The 20061-nt window shown below is 74.6% G+C and carries 15 protein-coding genes, 1 pseudogene and 1 riboswitch; of the genes and pseudogenes, 12 read left to right on the forward strand and 4 right to left on the reverse strand.

Annotated elements, in window-relative coordinates:
• Positions 1-5 precede the first annotated feature (5 nt).
• The 3 genes from ACZ60X_RS00260 to ACZ60X_RS00270 all read right to left on the reverse strand — a co-directional run bounded on the left by ACZ60X_RS00260 (position 6) and on the right by ACZ60X_RS00270 (position 3847).
• Positions 6-1481: a hypothetical protein gene (locus ACZ60X_RS00260; RefSeq protein WP_469591703.1), complete on the reverse strand. Its 1476-nt coding sequence runs from the start codon at positions 1479-1481 to the stop codon at positions 6-8.
• A gap of 341 nt (positions 1482-1822) precedes the next feature.
• Positions 1823-2950 (reverse strand): alpha/beta hydrolase, encoded by a 1128-nt coding sequence (locus ACZ60X_RS00265; RefSeq protein ID WP_469591706.1) that lies wholly within the window; start codon positions 2948-2950, stop codon positions 1823-1825.
• Positions 2951-3136: 186 nt separating this feature from the next.
• A complete protein-coding gene (locus ACZ60X_RS00270) occupies positions 3137-3847 on the reverse strand; it encodes a class II aldolase/adducin family protein (RefSeq protein WP_469591707.1) in 711 nt (236 codons plus the stop codon).
• A 185-nt stretch (positions 3848-4032) separates the two neighbouring features.
• On the opposite strand from ACZ60X_RS00270, the gene ACZ60X_RS00275 reads away from it, so the two are divergent.
• From ACZ60X_RS00275 to cobI, 10 genes are all read left to right on the forward strand, one after another.
• On the forward strand, positions 4033-4770 hold the full coding sequence (locus tag ACZ60X_RS00275; protein WP_469591709.1) for a lysozyme: 738 nt from the start codon (positions 4033-4035) through the stop codon (positions 4768-4770).
• A gap of 156 nt (positions 4771-4926) precedes the next feature.
• Positions 4927-6219, forward strand: a complete 1293-nt coding sequence (locus ACZ60X_RS00280) for an inorganic phosphate transporter (RefSeq protein WP_469591711.1) — start codon at positions 4927-4929, stop codon at positions 6217-6219.
• Between the two features lie 35 nt (positions 6220-6254).
• The gene (locus ACZ60X_RS00285; protein ID WP_469591714.1) at positions 6255-6482 is read left to right on the forward strand and encodes a hypothetical protein; all 228 of its coding nucleotides are present in this window, start codon (positions 6255-6257) and stop codon (positions 6480-6482) included.
• A 130-nt stretch (positions 6483-6612) separates the two neighbouring features.
• Positions 6613-6753, forward strand: a riboswitch (cobalamin riboswitch).
• 104 nt (positions 6754-6857) lie between these two features.
• Positions 6858-7820, forward strand: coding sequence for a cobalamin biosynthesis protein (locus ACZ60X_RS00290; RefSeq protein WP_469591716.1), 963 nt, complete (start codon positions 6858-6860; stop codon positions 7818-7820).
• Positions 7817-9325, forward strand: a complete 1509-nt coding sequence (locus tag ACZ60X_RS00295; protein WP_469591717.1) for a cobyric acid synthase — start codon at positions 7817-7819, stop codon at positions 9323-9325. Before ACZ60X_RS00290 ends, ACZ60X_RS00295 begins: the two co-directional genes overlap by 4 nt.
• Positions 9322-12975: a cobaltochelatase subunit CobN gene (gene cobN, locus ACZ60X_RS00300; RefSeq protein WP_469591719.1), complete on the forward strand. Its 3654-nt coding sequence runs from the start codon at positions 9322-9324 to the stop codon at positions 12973-12975. Before ACZ60X_RS00295 ends, cobN begins: the two co-directional genes overlap by 4 nt.
• On the forward strand, positions 12972-14963 hold the full coding sequence (locus ACZ60X_RS00305; RefSeq protein ID WP_469591721.1) for a putative cobaltochelatase: 1992 nt from the start codon (positions 12972-12974) through the stop codon (positions 14961-14963). The genes cobN and ACZ60X_RS00305 overlap by 4 nt, the downstream gene beginning before the upstream one ends.
• Positions 14963-15571, forward strand: a complete 609-nt coding sequence (gene cobO, locus ACZ60X_RS00310) for a cob(I)yrinic acid a,c-diamide adenosyltransferase (protein ID WP_469591723.1) — start codon at positions 14963-14965, stop codon at positions 15569-15571. The genes ACZ60X_RS00305 and cobO overlap by 1 nt, the downstream gene beginning before the upstream one ends.
• On the forward strand, positions 15571-16920 hold the full coding sequence (locus ACZ60X_RS00315; RefSeq protein WP_469591725.1) for a cobyrinate a,c-diamide synthase: 1350 nt from the start codon (positions 15571-15573) through the stop codon (positions 16918-16920). The genes cobO and ACZ60X_RS00315 overlap by 1 nt, the downstream gene beginning before the upstream one ends.
• Positions 16917-17648, forward strand: a complete 732-nt coding sequence (cobI, locus tag ACZ60X_RS00320) for a precorrin-2 C(20)-methyltransferase (RefSeq protein ID WP_469591727.1) — start codon at positions 16917-16919, stop codon at positions 17646-17648. Before ACZ60X_RS00315 ends, cobI begins: the two co-directional genes overlap by 4 nt.
• A 50-nt stretch (positions 17649-17698) precedes the next feature.
• On the opposite strand, the gene ACZ60X_RS00325 is transcribed toward cobI, so the two are convergent.
• Positions 17699-18433: a ZIP family metal transporter gene (locus ACZ60X_RS00325; protein WP_469591729.1), complete on the reverse strand. Its 735-nt coding sequence runs from the start codon at positions 18431-18433 to the stop codon at positions 17699-17701.
• 117 nt (positions 18434-18550) lie between these two features.
• On the opposite strand from ACZ60X_RS00325, the gene cobM reads away from it, so the two are divergent.
• Both cobM and cbiE read left to right on the forward strand, forming a co-directional pair.
• Positions 18551-19393, forward strand: a complete 843-nt coding sequence (gene cobM / locus ACZ60X_RS00330) for a precorrin-4 C(11)-methyltransferase (protein ID WP_469591731.1) — start codon at positions 18551-18553, stop codon at positions 19391-19393.
• Positions 19390-19869: pseudogene (cbiE, locus tag ACZ60X_RS00335) on the forward strand (precorrin-6y C5,15-methyltransferase (decarboxylating) subunit CbiE); the annotation flags it as partial. The gene cobM and the pseudogene cbiE, both read left to right, overlap by 4 nt.
• Between the last annotated feature and the right edge of the window lie 192 nt (positions 19870-20061).

Raw genomic sequence — 20061 nt, forward strand, 5'->3', positions numbered from 1 at the left:
GCCGCTCACCCGCCGGTGTGCACCTGGAACGCGGCGCGGCGCACGGCCTTGGCCAGGGCCGGGTCGGGGTGGGCGGCGGCGAGCGCGACCAGGACCTGCACGGTGCGCGGGTGGCCGACGGCGCGGACCTCGTCGAGCAGCTGGGGCACGGTGGGCTGCAGGGCGGACTCCAGATGCCGGACCAGCATCGGCGCCTCCCCGTGGTCGGCCACGGCGGCGGCGGTGTCCACCCACAGCCAGGTCGCCTCCTCGCGGGTGAGGACCTCGTGGGCGTCCTCCGGGTCGACCCCGTCGTGCTCGGCCAGCCACAGCAGGGCGTACGGCCGCAGCGCCGACTCGTCCACCACGGCCCGTACGTCGGGCTCGGCGGGCCCGCCGACGACGCGCAGCGCCTCGAAGGCCAGGCCGCGCAGCAGGGCGTCCTCGCCGCGCGCGGCGTCGATCAGCTCGGTGACGGCGCTGCCGACGGGCCGGGCGGCGAGCCAGGCGCGGTACTCGGCGCGGGCCGCGTTGGGACGGAGCTGGGCGCAGCCGCGCAGCATGTCCTCGGCGGACTGCTCGATGTTGCCGGCGGGGCTCTGCGCGGCGACGCAGATCTGCTCCAGCTTCACCCACACCGCCCAGCTGCCCAGCGGGGTGAGGGTCGCCTGGCCGTCGCCGTAGGTCAGGGCACCGACGGCGGCGAGGGCCCGCAGCGCCCAGTCGAGGAGCGGCGCGAGCGGGGTGTCGGCACCGGGCGAGGAATCGATCGCAGCGGCGGGCGCGGCGGCACCTGCGACGGTGGGCGCGGATTCCCCGAGGGCAGCCGGTACGAGGTTCGCCGGGCGCCGGCTCCCGGTCGGCTGCACGGCTCCGGCTCCGGCTCCGGCGGGCTGCCGGTCGTCCGGCACGGTCTGCCGATCGGGATCGGCCGCAGGCGCGGCCGGCCAGGCGGCGTCGGGCACGCCCGGTCGCCCCGCGTCGGCGCCGGCTGCCGCCGGCACGGGCCGCTCGGTGACGGGGTCGTACGGGACCTCGCAGCGCTCGGTGCGCAGTTCGGTGACGCGCTGCTGGAGCAGGTCGAGCAGCTGCACGACCGGGACGGGTCCGGCGGACAGCTGGAGGAAGGAGAGCACCTGGGGCATGGCCGAGACGACTTCGGCGACGGCGGCCGGCTCGTGCTCCTCGGGTTCCGGAGAGGCGAGCGACCAGGCGTCGAAGAGGGCGACCCAGCCGCGCAGTACGGCGCTGTCGTCGCGGTCCCAGGCGCGCAGCCGCCAGCCGGGACGCGCGCTGTCGCCGTGCACCTCGACGAGTCCGGCGAGGCGGGCGGTGTCCCAGTCGGCGCGGACCTGAGCGGCGCTCAGGCCGAGATCGGCGGCGGCGCGTTCGGCGGTCGGGTCGGAGAGGGTGGCCTTGCCGTCGGCGGTGGCGCCGGCGCCGAGGGCGGCGTCGGCCCAGCGGGCGACGCGGACCGCGCCGGCGAGACCGGTGCGCGCCATTCTGGCCAGTTCGGCCGGGGCGGGGGTGCCCTCCGGCGGCCGGGGCGAGGGGCGCCGCGGGCGCCGCTGGTTCACAGCTCTGGGGGCGGCGGCCAGGGGTCGCGGTCGGACGAGTCGAAGCCTGGAGTCGCGCGGGATACGGGACGTCACGGGTGCAGTCTTCCGGTTGACGGTCCGAAAACCCAAACGGAATGTCACGGCGGGCGACGGGGCTGGCCAACGCACGGGGTCCGGTGCGGGGCGAGGCCGGGGGATCAGGCCAGTCGTACGGCGTTAAACGGAATGCGCGGCACCGGGCGCCCGGCCCCTTCGCGACGACGTCCGGCGTCTCGGCGCCGGCCTCACACCAGCGGCGTCATGAAGCGGCGCAGCCGCTCCTGGTATTCCTGCGGGCCCGCGTTCCACATCGCCGCGTGCGGGGCCCGGGCCACCGTGTGCAGGGCCACCAGATCCGGGCGGCGGGCGGCCAGCCGGCGCGAGTGCTCCCACGGGGCCACCTCGTCGTCGGGGCCGTGGAAGATCAGGGTCGGCACGGTGAGCAGGTCGGGGTCGGTGGTCTCGGCGGCCCGGTCGCCGTACAGCCCGGTGCGGCCCTGGGCGGCGCGGACGGCGAGCGGCAGCAGCGGTGGCGGGGTGTGCCGGGCCCGGGCGAGGGCGCGCAGGGTGGCCTCCCAGCTGAGCACCGGGGAGTCGAGGACCAGCCCGGCGATGCGCTCGCGCACCGGGGAGTGCTCGGCGGCGCGCAGGGCCATGGTGGCGCCGGTGGACCAGCCGAGCAGCACGACGCGGCGGGCGCCGCAGCGGACGGCGTAGCGGATCGCGGCGTCCACGTCCCGCCACTCGGTCTCGCCGAGGTGGTTCAGGCCGTCCGGCGGGCGCGGGGCCCCGGGGTCGCCGCGGTAGGCGAGGGCGAGGACCGGTACCCGGCGGGAGTGCAGGGGGCCCATGAGGTTCATGGCCTGTTCCCGGGTGGTGCCGAGGCCGTGCACCGCGATCACCCAGGTGCCCCGGTCCGCGGGCACGAACCAGGCGGGCAGGTAGCCGAGTTCGCCGGGCACGTCGACGTCCGCGTGCTCCAGGCCGAGGGCGGTGGCCGGGTTGCCGACGTACAGGTTCGGGGTGAGCCAGACGGCGTCGCCGGGGGCGAGGGTGCCGTGCGTGACGCGGTCCAGGCGCCGTACGACGGTGTCGGCGCTGTGCGGGGCCGTCTCCAGGACCGGGCCGACGACCGCGTGGGAGCCGTCGCCCGCGAGCCCGTAGGTGCCCGGGCGCAGGGAGGCGAGGTCGCGGGTCAGCGTGATCCGGCCGGCGGCCGTGGCGTGCACGGTCAGCCGGGGTTCGGTGGGCAGCGGGCGGCCGGCGGGCGCCTTCAGCGCGGCGTCGCTGGCGAGCCGGCCGGCGGCGACGGATGCCGCGCCGGCGGCGAGGACCGCGGTGACCGCCGTGGCGGTCGCTTTGACGGGGCGCACCCGTCCAGTGTCCTCGGGGTCGCGCCCACCGGCCAGCCGAACGTGGGTGGCCGGGAAGAAGAGGTGATGGTAGGGGCCGCCCCGGCACCTCCGCCGCCCCGGCACGTCCGCCGCCCCGGCACGTCCGCCGCCCCGGCACGTCCGCCGCCTCGCCGCGTCCGCCCCGGCACCCGCCGTGGCGAGGGCTCACCCCCGCTGCCCGTACCCCCGCAGCCGCTCCCCCGCCTCGGCCAGTTGCTCCTCGGTCAGCAGGGAGGGACTGAGGCCGGGCACGCTGGACGCCGTGAGCCACAGGCGGCACATCCACTCCAGCTGGGCGGTGCGGTCGTAGGCCTGGTCGAGGGTGGCGCCGTAGGTGATCGTGCCGTGGTTGCGCAGCAGGCAGCCGGAGCGGCCGGCGAGGGCGCGGAGCATGTGCTCGGCCAGTTCGTCGGTGCCGTAGGTGGCGTAGGGGGCGACCCGTACGGGGCCGCCCAGGGCGCCGGTCATGTAGTGGACCGGCGGGAGTTCGGGGACGAGCGTGGAGACCGCGGTGGCGTGCACGGCGTGGGTGTGGACGACGGCCCGCGCGTCGGTGGTGCGGTAGACGGCGAGGTGCATGGGCAGTTCGCTGGTCGGTACCAGGGTGCCCAGCACCTGCCGGCCGCCGAGGTCGACGCCGGTGATGTCGTCCGGGGTGAGCCGGTCGTAGGGCACGCCCGAGGGGGTCACCAGCACGAGGTCCCCGACGCGCGCCGAGACGTTGCCGGAGGTGCCGACCACCAGCCCGTCGGCGACCGTCCGCCGCGCCGTGGCGACCAGTTCCCCCCACGTCCGTGCCGGCTCCGCACCCGGCGGTCGTTCGCCGGCCCCGCCCGGCGTCGGTCCCTGCTCCGCGTTCCGCCACTGTGCAGCCATGCCGTGATCCTGCCAGCCGAGGGGTCTTTGGGTGCTCGGGGTTGCCCGGGGCCGGAGCGGCTTGCCACCGAACGGGCGTAAGTGGGGCGAATCACCGGAAAAAGGGACCGATTCAGTGATCAACGGGCCTTGAATGGTCCCCCTTGCCCGCCGGACGCGCGCGTCCGCCGACCAAGGGGAGACACATGGCCCGTGAACGCACTCTTCTCCGCCGCAGCGCCGGTGTTCTGGCGGCGGCCGCGGCGGCGCTCGCCCTCGCCATGCCCGGGGCAGCGGCGGCGGGACCGCCGCTGCCCCGGGGGCACGACGTCTCCTCGCACCAGAAGCACGTCGACTGGGAGGCGGCCCGGAGAAAGGGAGCGCGGTTCGTGTACGTCAAGGCGACCGAGGGCACGGGTTACCGCAATCCCTACTTCGACGAGCAGTACGGCGGCGCGCACGGCGCGGGCCTGATCCGGGGCGCGTACCACTTCGCACTGCCGGACGAGTCCTCCGGCGCCGCCCAGGCCGAGTTCTTCGTGCGCAACGGCGGCGGCTGGCTGGCCGACGGCTGGACGCTGCCGCCCGCGCTCGACATGGAATACGACCCGTACACCAGGAAGCGGAAGTGCTACGGACTGGACAAGGCGCGCATGGTCCGCTGGATCCGGTCCTTCAGCGACGAGGTGGAGGCGGAGACGGGGCGCCGGCCGGTGATCTACACGACCAGCCCGTGGTGGAAGCTCTGCACCGGCGACAGCCGAGCGTTCTCGTCCGGCAACCCGCTGTGGATCGCCCGGCCCGGCGACTCGGACCCGGGGGCGCTGCCGGGCGGCTGGCGGCACTGGACGTTCTGGCAGCACGGCACCGGGGGCGCCCTGCCGGGTGACCAGAATCTCTTCAACGGCTCCGTCGACCGGCTGCGCGCCTTCGCGCGCGGCTGACAGCCAAGGGGCGCCTGGGGCACGGGCGACGCACGGCGGCAGGCGCAGCCCGGTCCCCCCGGTCCGGACACCACCGCGCCGGTCCCAGTTCACCTTCCGTTCACCCAGGTTGCCTACGTTCATCCAGCCAACGACCTCGAACGATTGCCTGGGTAAATGGAAAGCTTCTCGCTGATCCTCGCGATTGTGGTGGTAACCGCGCTCGCGTTCGATTTCACGAACGGTTTCCACGACACCGCCAACGCGATGGCCACCACCATCTCGACAGGCGCCATGAAGCCCAAGATCGCAGTTGCCATGTCCGCCGTCCTCAACCTGGTCGGCGCCTTCCTCTCCGTGGAGGTCGCGAACACGATCTCCAAGGGTCTCGTCGACGAAAAGGGCATCCGTCCCGAGGTCATCTTCGCCGCCCTGGTCGGCGCGATCCTCTGGAACCTGCTCACCTGGCTGGTGGGTCTGCCGTCCAGTTCCTCGCACGCCCTGATGGGCGGTCTGATCGGCGCCACGGTCGCCTCCGCCGGCTTCGGCGCCGTGCACGGTGACGTGCTGGTGACCAAGGTGCTGCTCCCGGCGGTCGCCGCGCCGGTCGTCGCGGGCGTCGCGGCCATGCTGGCCACCCGGCTGTCGTACGGCGCCGGCGGCGCGGCCGAGGGCGAGGCCTCCCGCAAGGGCTACCGCGTCGGTCAGATCGCCTCCGCCGGCCTGGTCTCCCTCGCGCACGGCACCAACGACGCCCAGAAGACGATGGGCATCATCACCCTCGCGCTGGTCGCGGGCGGCGCCCTCGCCCCCGGCTCGAACCCTCCCACCTGGGTGATCCTCTCCGCGGGCCTGGCCATCGCGCTCGGCACCTACATCGGCGGCTGGCGCATCATCCGCACCATGGGCACGGGCCTGACCGACCTGGAGCCGCGCCAGGGCTTCGCCGCCCAGACCAGCGCGGCGACCGCCATCCTGGCCTCCTCCCACCTGGGCTTCTCGCTCTCCACCACGCACGTCGTCTCGGGCGCCGTGATGGGCACCGGCCTCGGCCGCAAGGGCGGCGTGGTCCGCTGGTCCACCGCCACCCGCATGACCGTCGCCTGGGTCCTCACCCTCCCGGCCGCCGCGCTGGTCGGCGCCGGCGCCGAGTCCGTCACGGACCTCGGTGACTGGGGCACCGCCGCGGTGCTCGTCTTCCTGGTCGCCGCGAGCGCCGCGATCTGGAGGATGTCCCGCCGCGAGGTGGTCGACCACACCAACGTCATGGAGGAGGCCGCGGAGCCGGCCGGCGTGGTGACCGCCGCCATCGCCGCGGTGGCCCCGCCCCCGGCGGGCACGATCGGGGACGACCTGACGGCCACGATGGACGACCTGACGGCCACGATCGCCGCCCCGGCCGGCACCGGGACCGCGGCGTCCGCCACCCCGGCCGCCGCCTCCGCCACTCCCCCGGCCGCCACGGTCTGACCCCGGCCGCCCCCGGTTACCAAGGAAGCATCCCCATGAAGATCGACTGGTCGGCCATCGGCTCCGTCTTCGGCGTCAGCCTGCTGTTCACGGTGGGCCTCGTGGTCCTGTTCACCCTGGGCATCAGGGGGCTGACCCGGCGCGAGCAGGCCACCGCCCAGGGCGCCTCCGCCGCCCTCGCCGTCACCGGCGCCTACGTCTGCTTCGCGGCCTGCGCGGCGGCGGTGGCGTACGGCATCTTCCTGATCGTCTCCAAGAGCTGACGACGGCGCACCCGCTCCCGGCTCCCAGCTCCCCTCCGCGGTCGCGGAGGGGAGCTTTCTCATGCCCCTCGCGCCCCGGAATGTGGGGATCGGCACACTCCCCCCTCCCAGGTCAACGGCAAGTTGACGGCCGTTCCGGACGCGTGGTGGACTGCCCAGGCCATGTACGGCGGCAGGAGAGGAAGCCGGTGCGAATCCGGCGCGGTCCCGCCACTGTCACCGGGGAAGAACCCCGGGAGCCAGGAACTCTCACCGCCGAATCTCGTCGAACCAGGGCGCGGACACCCTGAGTGAGGACATCGATCGCCATGCCCGGCTGCCGAAGGACAAGGACCCGTACCAGGCCCGCTCCTGCACCCACGGCCGGCTGAGCCGATGGGTGCCGATCGCAGTTACGCGTACGGCGCCGCCGCCGGCCTCCTCGGCGATCTGCTCCTCGGCGATCCGCGCCGCGGGCATCCGGTCGCCGTGTTCGGGCGGGCGGCCGCGGCCGTGGAAGGCGCGTTGTGGCGCGACCACCGCGGCTGGGGCACGGTGCACACGGTCGTGTGCGCGGGCGGCGCCGTCGCGCTCGGTACGGCCGCCGCACGCGCCGTACGCCCCTCCCCCACCGCCTCCGCGGCGCTGACCGCCGCCTCCGTCTGGGCGGTCGTCGGCGGTACGTCGCTCGCGCGCGAGGCCCGCGCGATCGGGCGTGCCCTGGCGGCCGGTGACGTCGAGACCGCCCGCGCGCGGCTGCCGCACCTGTGCGGCCGCGACCCGCAGTCGCTGGACGCCGACGGGATCGCCCGGGCCGTGGTCGAGTCCGTCGCCGAGAACACCTCCGACGCCGTCGTGGGCGCCCTGGTGTGGGGAGCGGTGGCCGGCGTGCCGGGGCTGCTCGGGTTCCGGGCGGTCAACACCCTGGACGCGATGGTGGGGCACAGGTCCCCCCGCCACCGCCGCTACGGCTGGGCCTCCGCGCGCCTCGACGACGTGGCCGGCTGGCCGGGGGCCCGGCTGACCGCCGTACTCGCCGCCGCGGCCGGACCCGATCCACGCGGCGCCCTGCGTGCCTGGCGGACGGACGCCCACCGGCACCCGAGCCCCAACGCCGGGCCCGTGGAGGCCTCCTTCGCGGGCGCGCTCGGCGTCCGGCTGGGCGGCACGCTCTCCTACGGCGGCCGCGTCGAGCACCGGCCCGTCCTCAACGGCGACACCGGCCGGGCGGTCCGGGTCACCGACATCGACCGGGCCGTACGGCTCTCCCGCCGCGTCGGCCTGCTCGCGCTCGGCACCACGGTCGCCGCGCGCCTCCTCGTCAAGGGTTTCCAGGGTCTGAAGGGACGTGGGAAGTGAACGGGGGACTCCTCGTCGCCGGCACCACCTCCGACGCCGGCAAGAGCGTCGTGACGGCCGGGATCTGCCGGTGGCTGGTGCGCCAGGGGGTGAAGGTCGCGCCGTTCAAGGCGCAGAACATGTCGCTCAACTCCTTCGTGACGCGCGAGGGCGCGGAGATCGGGCGGGCCCAGGCCATGCAGGCCCAGGCCTGCCGGATCGAGCCGACCGCGCTGATGAACCCCGTGCTGCTCAAGCCGGGCGGCGAGCGGAGCAGCCAGGTGGTGCTGCTCGGCAAGCCGGTGGGCGAGCTGAGCGCGCGCGGCTACCACGGCGGCCGGCAGCAGCAGCTGCTCGGCACCGTGCTGGACTGCCTGGCGGAGTTGCGGGGCACGTATGACGCGGTGATCTGCGAGGGGGCGGGCAGCCCGGCCGAGATCAATCTGCGCCGGACCGACATCGTCAACATGGGGATCGCGCGGGGCGCGCGGCTGCCCGTGCTGGTGGTCGGGGACATCGACCGCGGGGGCGTCTTCGCGTCCTTCTTCGGCACCGTCGCACTGCTCTCGCCCGAGGACCAGGAGCTGGTCGCCGGGTTCCTGGTCAACAAGTTCCGCGGGGACGTCTCGCTGCTGGAGCCGGGGCTGGAGATGCTGCACGGCCTCACCGGGCGGCGGACCTACGGCGTGCTGCCGTTCCGGCACGGGCTCGGCATCGACGAGGAGGACGGACTGAGGGTGTCGCTGCGCGGCACGGTCCGCGAGTCCACCGTGACGCCGCCCGTCGGCGAGGACGTGCTGCGCGTCGCCGTGTGCGCGATCCCGCTGATGTCCAACTTCACGGACGTGGACGCGCTCGCGGCCGAACCGGGCGTCGTGGTGCGGTTCGTGGACCGCCCGGAGGAGCTGGCGGACGCGGACCTGGTCGTGGTCCCGGGGACCCGGGGCACGGTCCGGGCGCTTCGGTGGCTGCGGGAGCGCGGGCTCGCGGACGCCCTCGTACGGCGGGCCGCCGAAGGGCGCCCGGTCCTCGGCGTGTGCGGCGGCTTCCAGATCCTCGGCGAGCGCATCGAGGACGAGGTCGAGTCGCGCGCCGGCGTGGTGGACGGGCTCGGGGTGCTGCCGGTGCGGGTGCGGTTCGCCCCCGAGAAGACCCTGACCCGGCCGGCCGGCGAGGCCCTGGGCGAGCGGGTCGAGGGATACGAGATCCACCACGGGATCGCCGAAGTCGGCGGCGGGGAGGCCTTCCTGGACGGCTGCCGCGTCGGCCAGACCTGGGGCACCCACTGGCACGGCTCACTGGAGTCGGACGGCTTCCGGCGGGCCTTCCTGCGCGAGGTGGCCGCCGCCGCGGGCCGCCGCTTCGTGCCCGCGCCGGACACCTCCTTCGCCGCGCTGCGCGAGGAGCAGCTGGACCGGCTCGGCGACCTGATCGAACAGCACGCGGACACGGACGCGCTGTGGCGGCTCATCGAGTCGGGCGCGCCGCAAGGACTGCCTTTCATCCCACCGGGAGCGCCCGCATGAGCACAGTGTTGTTGTTGTCCACCGCCGACACGGACCTGCTGGCGGCCCGTGCCTCCGGCGCGGACTACCGGATCGGCAACCCGACGCGGGTGGACGTCGAGCAGGAGCTGCCGGGGCTGCTGGAGGGCGCGGACCTCGCCGTCGTACGGCTGCTGGGCGGCAAGCGGGCCTGGGAGGGCGGGCTCGCCGCACTGAGGGCGGCCGGGATCCCGACCGTTCTGCTGGGCGGCGAGGCCGTGCCGGACGCCGAGCTGATGGCCGAGTCGAGCGTGCCGGCCGGTGTGGTGGCGGAAGCACTGAAGTACCTGGTCGAGGGCGGTCCCGCGAACCTGCTGGAGCTGTCCCGGTTCCTGTCGGACACCGTGCTGCTGACCGGCGAGGGCTTCGAGGAGCCGCGGAAGATGCCGGAGTACGGCGTCCACGGCTCGTACGAACTCCGGGACGGCCGCCCGACCGTGGGCGTGCTCTTCTACCGGGCGCACGAGCTGAGCGGCAACACCGCCTTCGTGGACACCCTGTGCGAGGCCGTCGAGGCGGCGGGAGCCAACGCGCTCGCCGTCTACTGCGGTTCGCTGCGTGGCGCGGACGCCGGGCTGTACGAGCTGCTGGGGAAGGCCGACGCGCTGGTCGCGACGGTACTGGCGGCCGGCGGCACGCACGCCTCGCAGGCCTCGGCGGGCGGTGACGAGGAGTCCTGGGACATCGGTGCCCTCGCCGACCTCGACGTCCCTGTGCTGCAAGGGCTCTGCCTCACCTCCTCGCGGGCCGCGTGGCAGGAGTCGGACGCCGCCCTCTCCCCCATGGACGCGGCGATGCAGGTCGCGATCCCGGAGTTCGACGGCCGGCTGATCACCGTGCCGTTCTCCTTCAAGGAGCAGGGTCCGGACGAGGTCCCGGTGTACGTCGCCGACCCGGAGCGGGCCGCGCGGGTGGCCGGAATCGCCCTGCGGCACGCGCGGTTGAAGCACAAGCCGAACGCCGAGAAGAAGGTCGCGCTGGTCTTCACCGCGTACCCGACCAAGCACTCCCGGGTCGGCAACGCGGTCGGCCTGGACACGCCCGCCTCGGCGGTGCGCGTCCTGGACGCCCTCCGTGACGCCGGTTACTCGCTGACCGAATACCCCTCCGGCGGCGACGAGCTGATCCACCGGCTGATCGAGGCCGGCGGCCACGACGTCGAGTGGCTGACCGAGGAGCAGCTGGCGGCGGCGCCCGCGCGGGTGCCGCTGGCCGACTACCGGGCCTGGTTCGAGGAGCTGGACCCGGGCCTCAGGGAAGCCATGGTGGAGGCGTGGGGCGAGCCGCCGGGCAGCCTGTACGTCGACGGCGAGGACGTCGTGCTGGCGTCGCTGCGGTTCGGGAACGTCGTGGTCATGATCCAGCCGCCGCGCGGCTTCGGCGAGAACCCGATCGCGATCTACCACGACCCGGACATGCCGCCCTCGCACCACTACATGGCGGCCTACCGCTGGCTGGAGAACAGCTTCGGCGCCGACGCGATCGTGCACATGGGCAAGCACGGCACGATGGAGTGGCTGCCCGGCAAGGGGCTGGGTCTGTCGCGGGGCTGCGCTCCGGACGCCGTGCTCGGCGACCTGCCGCTGATCTACCCGTTCATCGTCAACGACCCCGGTGAGGGCACCCAGGCCAAGCGGCGCGGGCACGCCACGGTGGTCGACCACCTGGTGCCGCCGATGGCCCGCGCCGACACCTACGGCGACCTGGCCAAGCTGGAGCAGCTGCTGGACGAGTACGCGCTCGTCTCCGATCTGGACCCCGCGAAGGCCCCGGCCGTGCGGGCCCAGATCTGGACGCTGGTCAAGGCGGCCGAGCTGCACCACGACCTGCATGTGGCCGAGCAGCCGGACGACGACGCGTTCGACGAGTTCGTCATGCACATCGACGGCTATCTGTGCGAGATCAAGGACGTGCAGATCCGCGACGGTCTGCACATCCTGGGCGGGGGCCCGGTCGGCGAGCCGCGCGTGAACCTGGTGCTGGCCGTGCTGCGCGCCTCGCAGGTGTGGGGCGGCCGGGCCAACGCGCTGCCGGGGCTCAGGGCCTCGCTCGCCGCTCATTTCGGGCTGGTGGAGAAGGAGTTGCTGGCCGAGCCCGGCGCCCCGGTGAAGGTACCGGTGGAGCTGACCGACCTGGTAGACGGACCGGCTCGTACCGCCTCCGACGCGATCGACCTGCTGGAGCAGCTGTGCCGGCGGATCGCGGAGGGCATGGAGGAGCGGGCCTGGGACCGCGAGGCCGTACCCGCCGTCCTCGGTGACGCGCTCGGCACCGAACTCCCGGATGCCCTGGCCGTGCTGGAGTTCGCCTGCGAGGAGGTCGTACCCCGTCTCGCGCGCACCACCGACGAGATCGGGCACATCCTGCGAGCCCTGGACGGCGGTTACGTCCCGGCCGGTCCGTCGGGTTCGCCGACCCGTGGCCTGGTGAACGTGCTGCCGACCGGCCGCAACTTCTACTCGGTCGACCCCAAGGCCATTCCCTCCCGGCTGAGCTGGGAGGTCGGTCAGTCGCTCGCGGACTCCCTGGTGCAGAGGTATCTGCAGGACACGGGCGAGTACCCGAAGTCGGTGGGCCTGACCGTGTGGGGCACGTCGGCGATGCGCACCCAGGGCGACGACATCGCCGAGATCCTGGCGCTGCTGGGCTGCCGCCCGGTGTGGGACGACGCCTCGCGCCGGGTCACGGGCTTCGAGGTGGTGCCCCTGACGGAGCTGGGACGGCCGCGCATCGACGTCACCGTCCGTATCTCCGGGTTCTTCCGGGACGCGTTCCCGCACGTCGTCGGCCTGATCGACGACGCCGTGCGAGCCGTGGCCGAGCTGGACGAGCCCGCCGGGAGCAACTTCGTGAAGGCGCACGCCGACGAGGACACCGCCGAGCACGGCGACCGGCGGCGCGCGACGGCCCGCGTCTTCGGTTCGAAGCCGGGCGCGTACGGTGCCGGCCTGCTGCCGCTGATCGACGCCCGCAACTGGCGCTCCGACGCGGACCTCGCCGAGGTGTACGCCGTGTGGGGCGGTTACGCGTACGGGCGCGGGCTCGACGGGCGCGCGGCGCGCGGGGACATGGAGACGGCGTTCAAGCGGATCGCGGTGGCGGCGAAGAACGTCGACACCCGCGAGCACGACCTGGTCGACGCCGACGACTACTTCCAGTACCACGGCGGCATGGTCGCGATGGTCCGGCACCTCACCGGCGCCAACCCGGAGGCGTACGTGGGCGATTCGGCCGTACCGGACCAGGTGAGGACGCGGACGCTCGGCGAGGAGACCCACCGCGTCTTCCGTGCCCGCGTGGTCAACCCGCGCTGGATGGCGGCCATGCGCCGGCACGGTTACAAGGGCGCCTTCGAGATGGCGGCGACGGTCGACTACCTCTTCGGCTACGACGCCACGGCCGGCGTGGTCGACGACTGGATGTACGAGAAGCTCAGCGCCGAGTACGTCTTCGACCCGGAGAACCGGGACTTCATGAAGAAGTCCAACCCGTGGGCGCTGCGCGGCATCACCGAGCGGCTGCTGGAGGCGGCGGACCGGGGCCTGTGGGCGGAGCCGGACGCGGACACGCTGGAGCGGCTGCGGGCCACCTACCTGGAGCTGGAAGGCGACTTGGAGGGCGACGACCAGTGACGACACCCTTTCCCTTTACGGCCGTCGTCGGACAGGACGACCTGCGGCTCGCGCTGCTGCTGAACGCCGTCTCCCCGGCGGTCGGCGGCGTACTGGTGCGCGGCGAGAAGGGCACCGCCAAGTCGACGGCCGTACGCGCCCTTTCGGCGCTGCTGCCCGAGGTGGCCGTCGTGCCCGGGTGCCGGTTCTCCTGCGACCCCGCGGCACCGGACCCGTCCTGCCCCGACGGCCCGCACGAGCAGGCCTCCGGTACGGCACGGCCCGCGCGGATGGTCGAACTGCCGGTCGGCGCCTCGGAGGACCGGCTGGTCGGCGCGCTCGACATCGAGCGGGCACTCGCGGAGGGCGTGAAGGCGTTCGAGCCGGGCCTGCTCGCCGACGCGCACCGGGGCATCCTCTACGTGGACGAGGTCAACCTCCTCCACGACCACCTGGTGGACCTGCTGCTGGACGCGGCGGCCATGGGCGCGTCGTACGTGGAGCGCGAGGGCGTGTCGGTGCGGCACGCGGCCCGGTTCCTGCTCGTCGGCACGATGAACCCCGAAGAGGGCGAGCTGCGTCCGCAGTTGCTGGACCGGTTCGGGCTCACGGTGGAGGTGGCCGCCTCCCGCGAGCCCGACCAGCGGGTGGAGGTCGTGCGGCGGCGCCTCGCGTACGACGACGATCCGGCCGCCTTCGCCGCACGCTGGGCGGACGAGGAGGCCGCCGTACGCCGACGGATCGTCGCCGCACGGGAGTTGCTGCCGCAGGTGCGGCTCGGCGACGGCGCGCTGCGGCAGATCGCGGCGACCTGTGCCGCCTTCGAGGTGGACGGCATGCGCGCCGACATCGTGATGGCGCGTACGGCGACGGCGCTGGCCGCGTGGGCCGGGCGGACCGACGTGCTCGCCGAGGACGTCCGGCAGGCGGCGCTGCTCGCACTGCCGCACCGCAGGCGCCGCAACCCCTTCGACGCGCCCGGGCTGGACGAGGACAAGCTCGACCAGACCCTAGAGGAGTTCTCCGGCGAGTCCCCCGACGACGATCCCGAGCCCGACGGGCCGGGGGGCGGCGGGCAGCCTCAGCCCGACCCCGGCCCGCAGGGCGGCGGGGACACCGCGGCCCGGCCCGAGGCGGGTGAGGGCGGGGAGCCGCAGGCGTCCGGCGGGCGGGAGCAGTCGCCCGCACCGGCCGCCGAGCCGTTCCGCACGAAGGTCCTCAGCGTGCCCGGGATCGGCGAGGGTGCCGCCGGTCGGCGCTCGCGGGCGCGCACCGAGCACGGGCGGACGACCGGGGCCCGCCGGCCTCAGGGCGCGCTGACCAAGCTGCACCTGGCCGCCACCGTGCGGGCCGCCGCCCCGCACCAGCGGGCGCGCGGGCGGTCCGGGCCGGGGCTGGTGATCCGCCGGGACGATCTGCGTCAGGCCGCCCGGGAGGGGCGCGAGGGCAACCTCGTGCTGTTCGTGGTCGACGCCTCGGGCTCGATGGCGGCCCGGCAGCGGATGGGCGCCGTGAAGGGTGCCGTGCTGTCGCTGCTGCTGGACGCCTACCAGCGGCGCGACAAGGTGGGTCTGGTGACCTTCCGGGGGACGGGCGCGGAGGTGGCGCTGCCGCCGACCTCGTCCGTGGACGCCGCCGCCGCGCGGCTGCGGTCGCTGCCGACGGGCGGCCGTACGCCGCTGGCGGCCGGGCTGCTCAGGGCGCACGAGGTGCTGCGCGTGGAGCGGCTGCGGGATCCGGCGCGGCGGGCGCTGGTGGTCGTGGTCACCGACGGTCGGGCCACCGGTGGCCCCGAACCGGTGGCGCTCGCCGGGCGGGCGGCGCGGCTGTTCGCGGCCGAGGGCGTCGCCTCGGTGGTCGTGGACTGCGAGTCGGGACCGGTGCGGCTGGGGCTCGCCGGGCAGCTCGCGGGTGAGCTGGGCGGTACGCCCGTGACGCTGGACGAGCTGCGGGCGGACTCGATCGCCGGACTGGTGAAGGACGTGCAGGGCAACAGGAGGGCCGCGTAATGCCGCAGGGACAGCCGAGTGTCGTACCCGACGACGGACTGACGACCCGTCAGCGCCGGAACCGGCCGCTGGTCGTCGTGCACACCGGCATCGGCAAGGGCAAGTCCACCGCCGCGTTCGGGCTCGCGCTGCGCGCCTGGAACCAGGGGTGGCCGATCGGGGTGTTCCAGTTCGTGAAGTCGGCCAAGTGGAAGGTCGGCGAGGAGAACGCGCTGCGCGTGCTCGGCGCCTCCGGGGAGGGCGGCACCGTCGCCTGGCACAAGATGGGCGAGGGCTGGTCCTGGGTCCAGCGGGACCTCCAGGGGGACAACGCGACCAACGAGGAGAAGGCCCGGGAGGGCTGGGAGCAGGTCAAGCGGGACCTCGCGGCCGAGACGTACCGGCTGTACGTGCTGGACGAGTTCGCGTACCCCATGCACTGGGGCTGGGTCGACACCGACGAGGTGATCGAGGTGCTGCGCGACCGTCCCGGCACCCAGCACGTGGTGATCACCGGGCGGAACGCGCCGGAGAAGCTGGTCGGCTTCGCGGATCTCGTCACCGACATGTCCAAGGTCAAGCACCCCATGGACGTGGGGCAGAAGGGCCAGAAGGGCATCGAGTGGTGATGTCGTCGTCGGTGCCCCGGCTGGTTCTCGCCGCGCCCTCGTCGGGCAGCGGCAAGACCACCGTGGCCACGGGGCTGATGGCCGCGTTCGCCGCGCGGGGGCTCGCCGTGTCCCCGCACAAGGTCGGGCCGGACTACATCGACCCCGGGTACCACGCGCTCGCGACGGGCCGGCCCGGCCGCAACCTCGACGCGTACCTGTGCGGGCCGGAGCTGGTCGCTCCGCTGTTCCTGCACGGGGCGCGCGGCTGCGACCTGGCGGTGGTCGAGGGTGTGATGGGGCTGTACGACGGGGTGGCGGGGGAAGGCGAGCTGGCGTCCACCGCCCATGTCGCCAAACTGCTGGCGGCGCCGGTGGTGCTCGTGGTCGACGCCTCGTCGCAGTCGCGGTCGGTGGCGGCGCTGGTGCACGGCTTCGCCTCCTGGGATCCGCGGGTGCGGGTCGGGGGCGTGATCCTGAACAAGGTGGGCTCCGACCGGCACGAGGAGCTGCTGCGGGAGGCGCTGGACGCGGCCGGGGTGCCTGTCCTCGGGGTGCTGCGCAGGATTCCCCAGGTGGACACGCCGTCGCGGCACCTGGGGCTGGTGCCGGCCGCCGAGCGGCGGGCCGAGGCCGTGGACGCGGTGGCGGCGATGGCCGGGCAGGTCGAGCGGGGCTGCGACCTCGACGCCCTGCTCGCGCTGGCCCGGAGCGCGGGCGCGTTGCCCTGCGCTCCCTGGGAGCCGCCCGTCGCCGCACCGCGCAAGCGTGAGGTGGTCGCCGTCGCCGGCGGCCCGGCCTTCACCTTCTCCTACGCCGAGCACGCCGAACTCCTCGCCGCGGCCGGCGCCGACGTGGTCACCTTCGATCCGCTGCGTGACGAGGAGCTGCCCGAGGGAACGGCAGGGCTGGTCATCGGGGGCGGCTTCCCCGAGGTGTACGCCGCCGAGCTGTCCGCCAACGAGCCGTTGCGCAGGGCCGTCGCGGAACTGGCACTCGGCGGGGCCCCGGTCGCCGCCGAGTGCGCCGGACTGCTCTACCTGTGCCGGGAGTTGGACGGCCTGCCCATGTGCGGGGTGCTGGACGCCGGCGCGCGGATGACGCAGCGGCTCACCCTCGGCTACCGGGACGCCGTGGCCGTCGGGGACAGCGCGCTGGCCGCCGCGGGGACGCGGATGCGGGGGCACGAGTTCCACCGCACGGCCGTGGAGCCCGGTGCCGGTGCCGCTCCCGCCTGGGGAGTGCGGGCGCCCGTGCGCCGGGTGGAGGGTTTCGTACAGCAGGGCGTGCACGCGAGTTACGTGCACACGCACTGGGCGTCCCGTCCTGGTGTGGCCCGTCGGTTCGTGGAGAGGTGCCGGACGTCATGAGCAGCAGGCTGGTCGGGGTCGGGGTCGGTCCCGGTGATCCGGAGCTGGTGACCGTGAAGGGGGTCAACGCCCTGCGCGCGGCCGAGGTCGTCGTCGTACCGGTGATGGACACGGGCGAGCGCGGGCGGGCCGAGGCGACCGTGGCGCACTACGTGTCCGGCGAGAGGATCGTCCGGGTGGTGTTCGCGCTGAACGAGCGGACCGACCGGGCGCGCCGGGAGGCCGCCTGGGACGCCGCGGGCGCGCGGGTCGCCGGGCTGCTGGAGCGGCACGGGTCCGTCGCCTTCGCCACGATCGGCGATCCCAACGTGTACTCGACGTTCACGTATCTCGCGCAGACGATCACGGAGCTGGTGCCGGGCGTGGTCGTGGAGACCGTGCCCGGGATCACCGCGATGCAGGATCTCGCGGCGCGCTCCGGTGCCGTGCTGACCGAGGGCACCGAGCCGCTGACCCTCGTACCGGTCACGGCCGGGTCCGCCGTGCTCAAGGAGGCGCTTGCCGGGCCGGGCACGGTCGTGGCGTACAAGTTCGGGCGGCAGGCCGCCGAGGTCGCCGAGGCCCTCGCCGAGACGGGCCGGCTCGGGGACGCCGTGTGGGGTTCGGCACTGGGCCTGCCGGAGGAGTCGGTACGCCCGGCCGCCGAGCTGGACGGGCAGCCGCTGCCGTACCTCTCGACGCTGATCGCCCCGCCGCGCCGGGACGGCGGACGGGGCGGGAAGCTGTGAACGGCCCCGCCGGCCGAGGCATCGGCCTCAGCGCCGGCCGTGGCGCCGGCTCAGCCGCCGGAGATGCCCACCACCAGCCAGATGAAGGCCGCGCCCGCCACCGTGCACAGCAGCGTGGAGCGCGCGGGGTGCTCGTGGTGGGCCTCGGGCAGGATCTCGGCGGCGGCGAGGTAGAGCAGCACGCCGCCGAAGAGGCCCAGATAGCCGCCGAGCACCGGTTCGGGGATGCGGAAGAAGGCCGTCGACAGCGCGCCCAGCACCGGTGCGCAGGCGTCGGCCACGAGCATCCCGATGGCCCGGCGGCGGGCGTTGCCGTACAGGCTGGTGATGGTGAAGGTGTTGAAGCCGTCGGCGAAGTCGTGCGCGATCACGGCGAGCGCGACGGCCGCGCCCATGCCGCCGCCCACCTGGAAGGCGGCGCCGATCGCCACGCCGTCCATGGCGCTGTGCCCCACCATCGCGCCGGCCGCCGTCAGGCCCACCTCGGGCGCCCGGTGGTTGTGGGGCTCGGCGCCGCCGTGTGCGGCCTGGCGGGCGGCCAGGGTGCGCTCCACCAGATGGGCCAGCAGGAAGCCGGCCACGAAGAGCAGCAGGGCGGCCGGTACGCCGAAGATCTCGCGGTCGGCGGCGTGCAGCGCCTCCGGCAGCAGGTCCAGGCCGACCACGCCCAGCATCAGACCGCCGGCCAGGCCCAGGACCAGGTGCCGACGGTCGGTCACGCGCTGAGCCGTCCAGCCGCCGGCCAGCGTCATCAGGAACGCGCCGAGCGCGACGAAGACCGCCATAGGGACTTGCTATCCGATCGAGGCGCCTTCGCGCACATCCGGCGCCTCCCATATCGCCACACACTCTGACATTTCACTGCTTCCGCTGTGTGTTTTCCGTACGAGAGGACCTTCCCCATGGCCGATGCCCCCACCGATGCCCCCGCCGGTGTCCCCGCCGGCAAGGTGACGTTCGTCGGTGCCGGCCCCGGCGCCGCCGACCTGCTGACCTTCCGCGCCGCGCGCGCGATCGCGGACGCGGACGTGGTGATCTGGGCGGCCAGCCTGGTCCAGGCCGAGGTGCTGGAGCACGCGCGCGCGGAGGCGGAGATCCTGGACTCGGCGGCCATGTCCCTGGAGGACGTCGTCGCCGTCTACGCGCGCGCCCACGCCGAGGGCCTGAAGGTGGCCCGGATCCACTCCGGCGACCCGGCGCTGTGGGGCGGCACGCAGGAGCAGCTGGACCGGTGCGCGCGGATCGGGATCGCCACCGAGGTCGTCCCCGGTGTGTCGTCCTTCTCGGCGGTGGCCGCCCTCGCGCAGCGCGAGCTGACCATCCCCGAGGTCGCGCAGTCCGTGGTCCTCACCCGGCTGGGCGGCGGCAAGACGCCGATGCCGCCCGGCGAGGAGGTCCGCGAGTTCGCCCGGCACGGCACGACCATGGCGGTCTTCCTCTCGGCCGCCCGCAGCGGCCAGCTGGTGCGCGAGCTGCTGGAGGGCGGCTACCCGACGGACACCCCGGTGGTCGTCGCCTACCAGGCGACCTGGCCGGAGGAGCTGATCGTGCGGTGCACGGTCGGCACGCTGGAGGAGACGGTCAAGGAGCACAAGCTCTGGAAGCACACCCTCTTCCTGGTCGGCCCGGCACTGGCCGCGCACGGCACCCGCTCGCACCTGTACCACCCCGGCCACTTCCACGGCTACCGCAAGGCCGACCCGGAGGCCCGCCGGGCCCTGCGTGAACAGCGGGCGAAGAGTTGATCACGGTCGTCGGTACGGGGACGGGGGCGGGGGCGCCGGTTCCCGAGGAGGTCCTCGCGGGCGCGGCGCTGGTCGTCGGCGGACGCCGGCACCTGGACGCCGTACGGCTGCCGGACGGCGCCGAGCGGGTCGTCCTCGGGCCGCTGGCGCCGGCGCTGGACGTCATCGGGCGGCACCTGGACAAGGCGCACCGGGTCGTCGTGCTGGCCTCCGGCGACCCCGCGTTCTTCGGGATCGTGCGGGTGCTGGCCGAGCGGTTCGGGCCGCAGCGGCTGGCCGTGCGGCCAGGGGTCTCGTCCGTCGCCGCCGCGTTCGCGCGGGTGGGGCTGCCCTGGGACGACGCCGTGGTCGTCAGCGCACACGGCCGGGACCTCCGTACGGCGGTCAACGTGTGCCTGGCCCGCCCGAAGGTGGCGGTACTGACCGGCCCGGGCACGGGACCGGCGGAACTGGCCGCGGCACTGCTGCGGTACACACGAGTGCCGGACACCGCCTGCGGCGAACGGGCGACCCCACCGGCCCCCGGCCCCACCGAGCCGCCGGCCGCATCCGCCCCCGGCTCCCCCGAGCCACCCCGGCCACCGGAAACCACCCCCCGCGATCCCGCACCCGGACCCGGCCCCGCGGAGCCGACGACCGACCCCGCGCCCGGACCCATGGAACCGACA

The sequence above is a fragment of the Streptomyces sp. NPDC104106 genome (assembly GCF_055584345.1).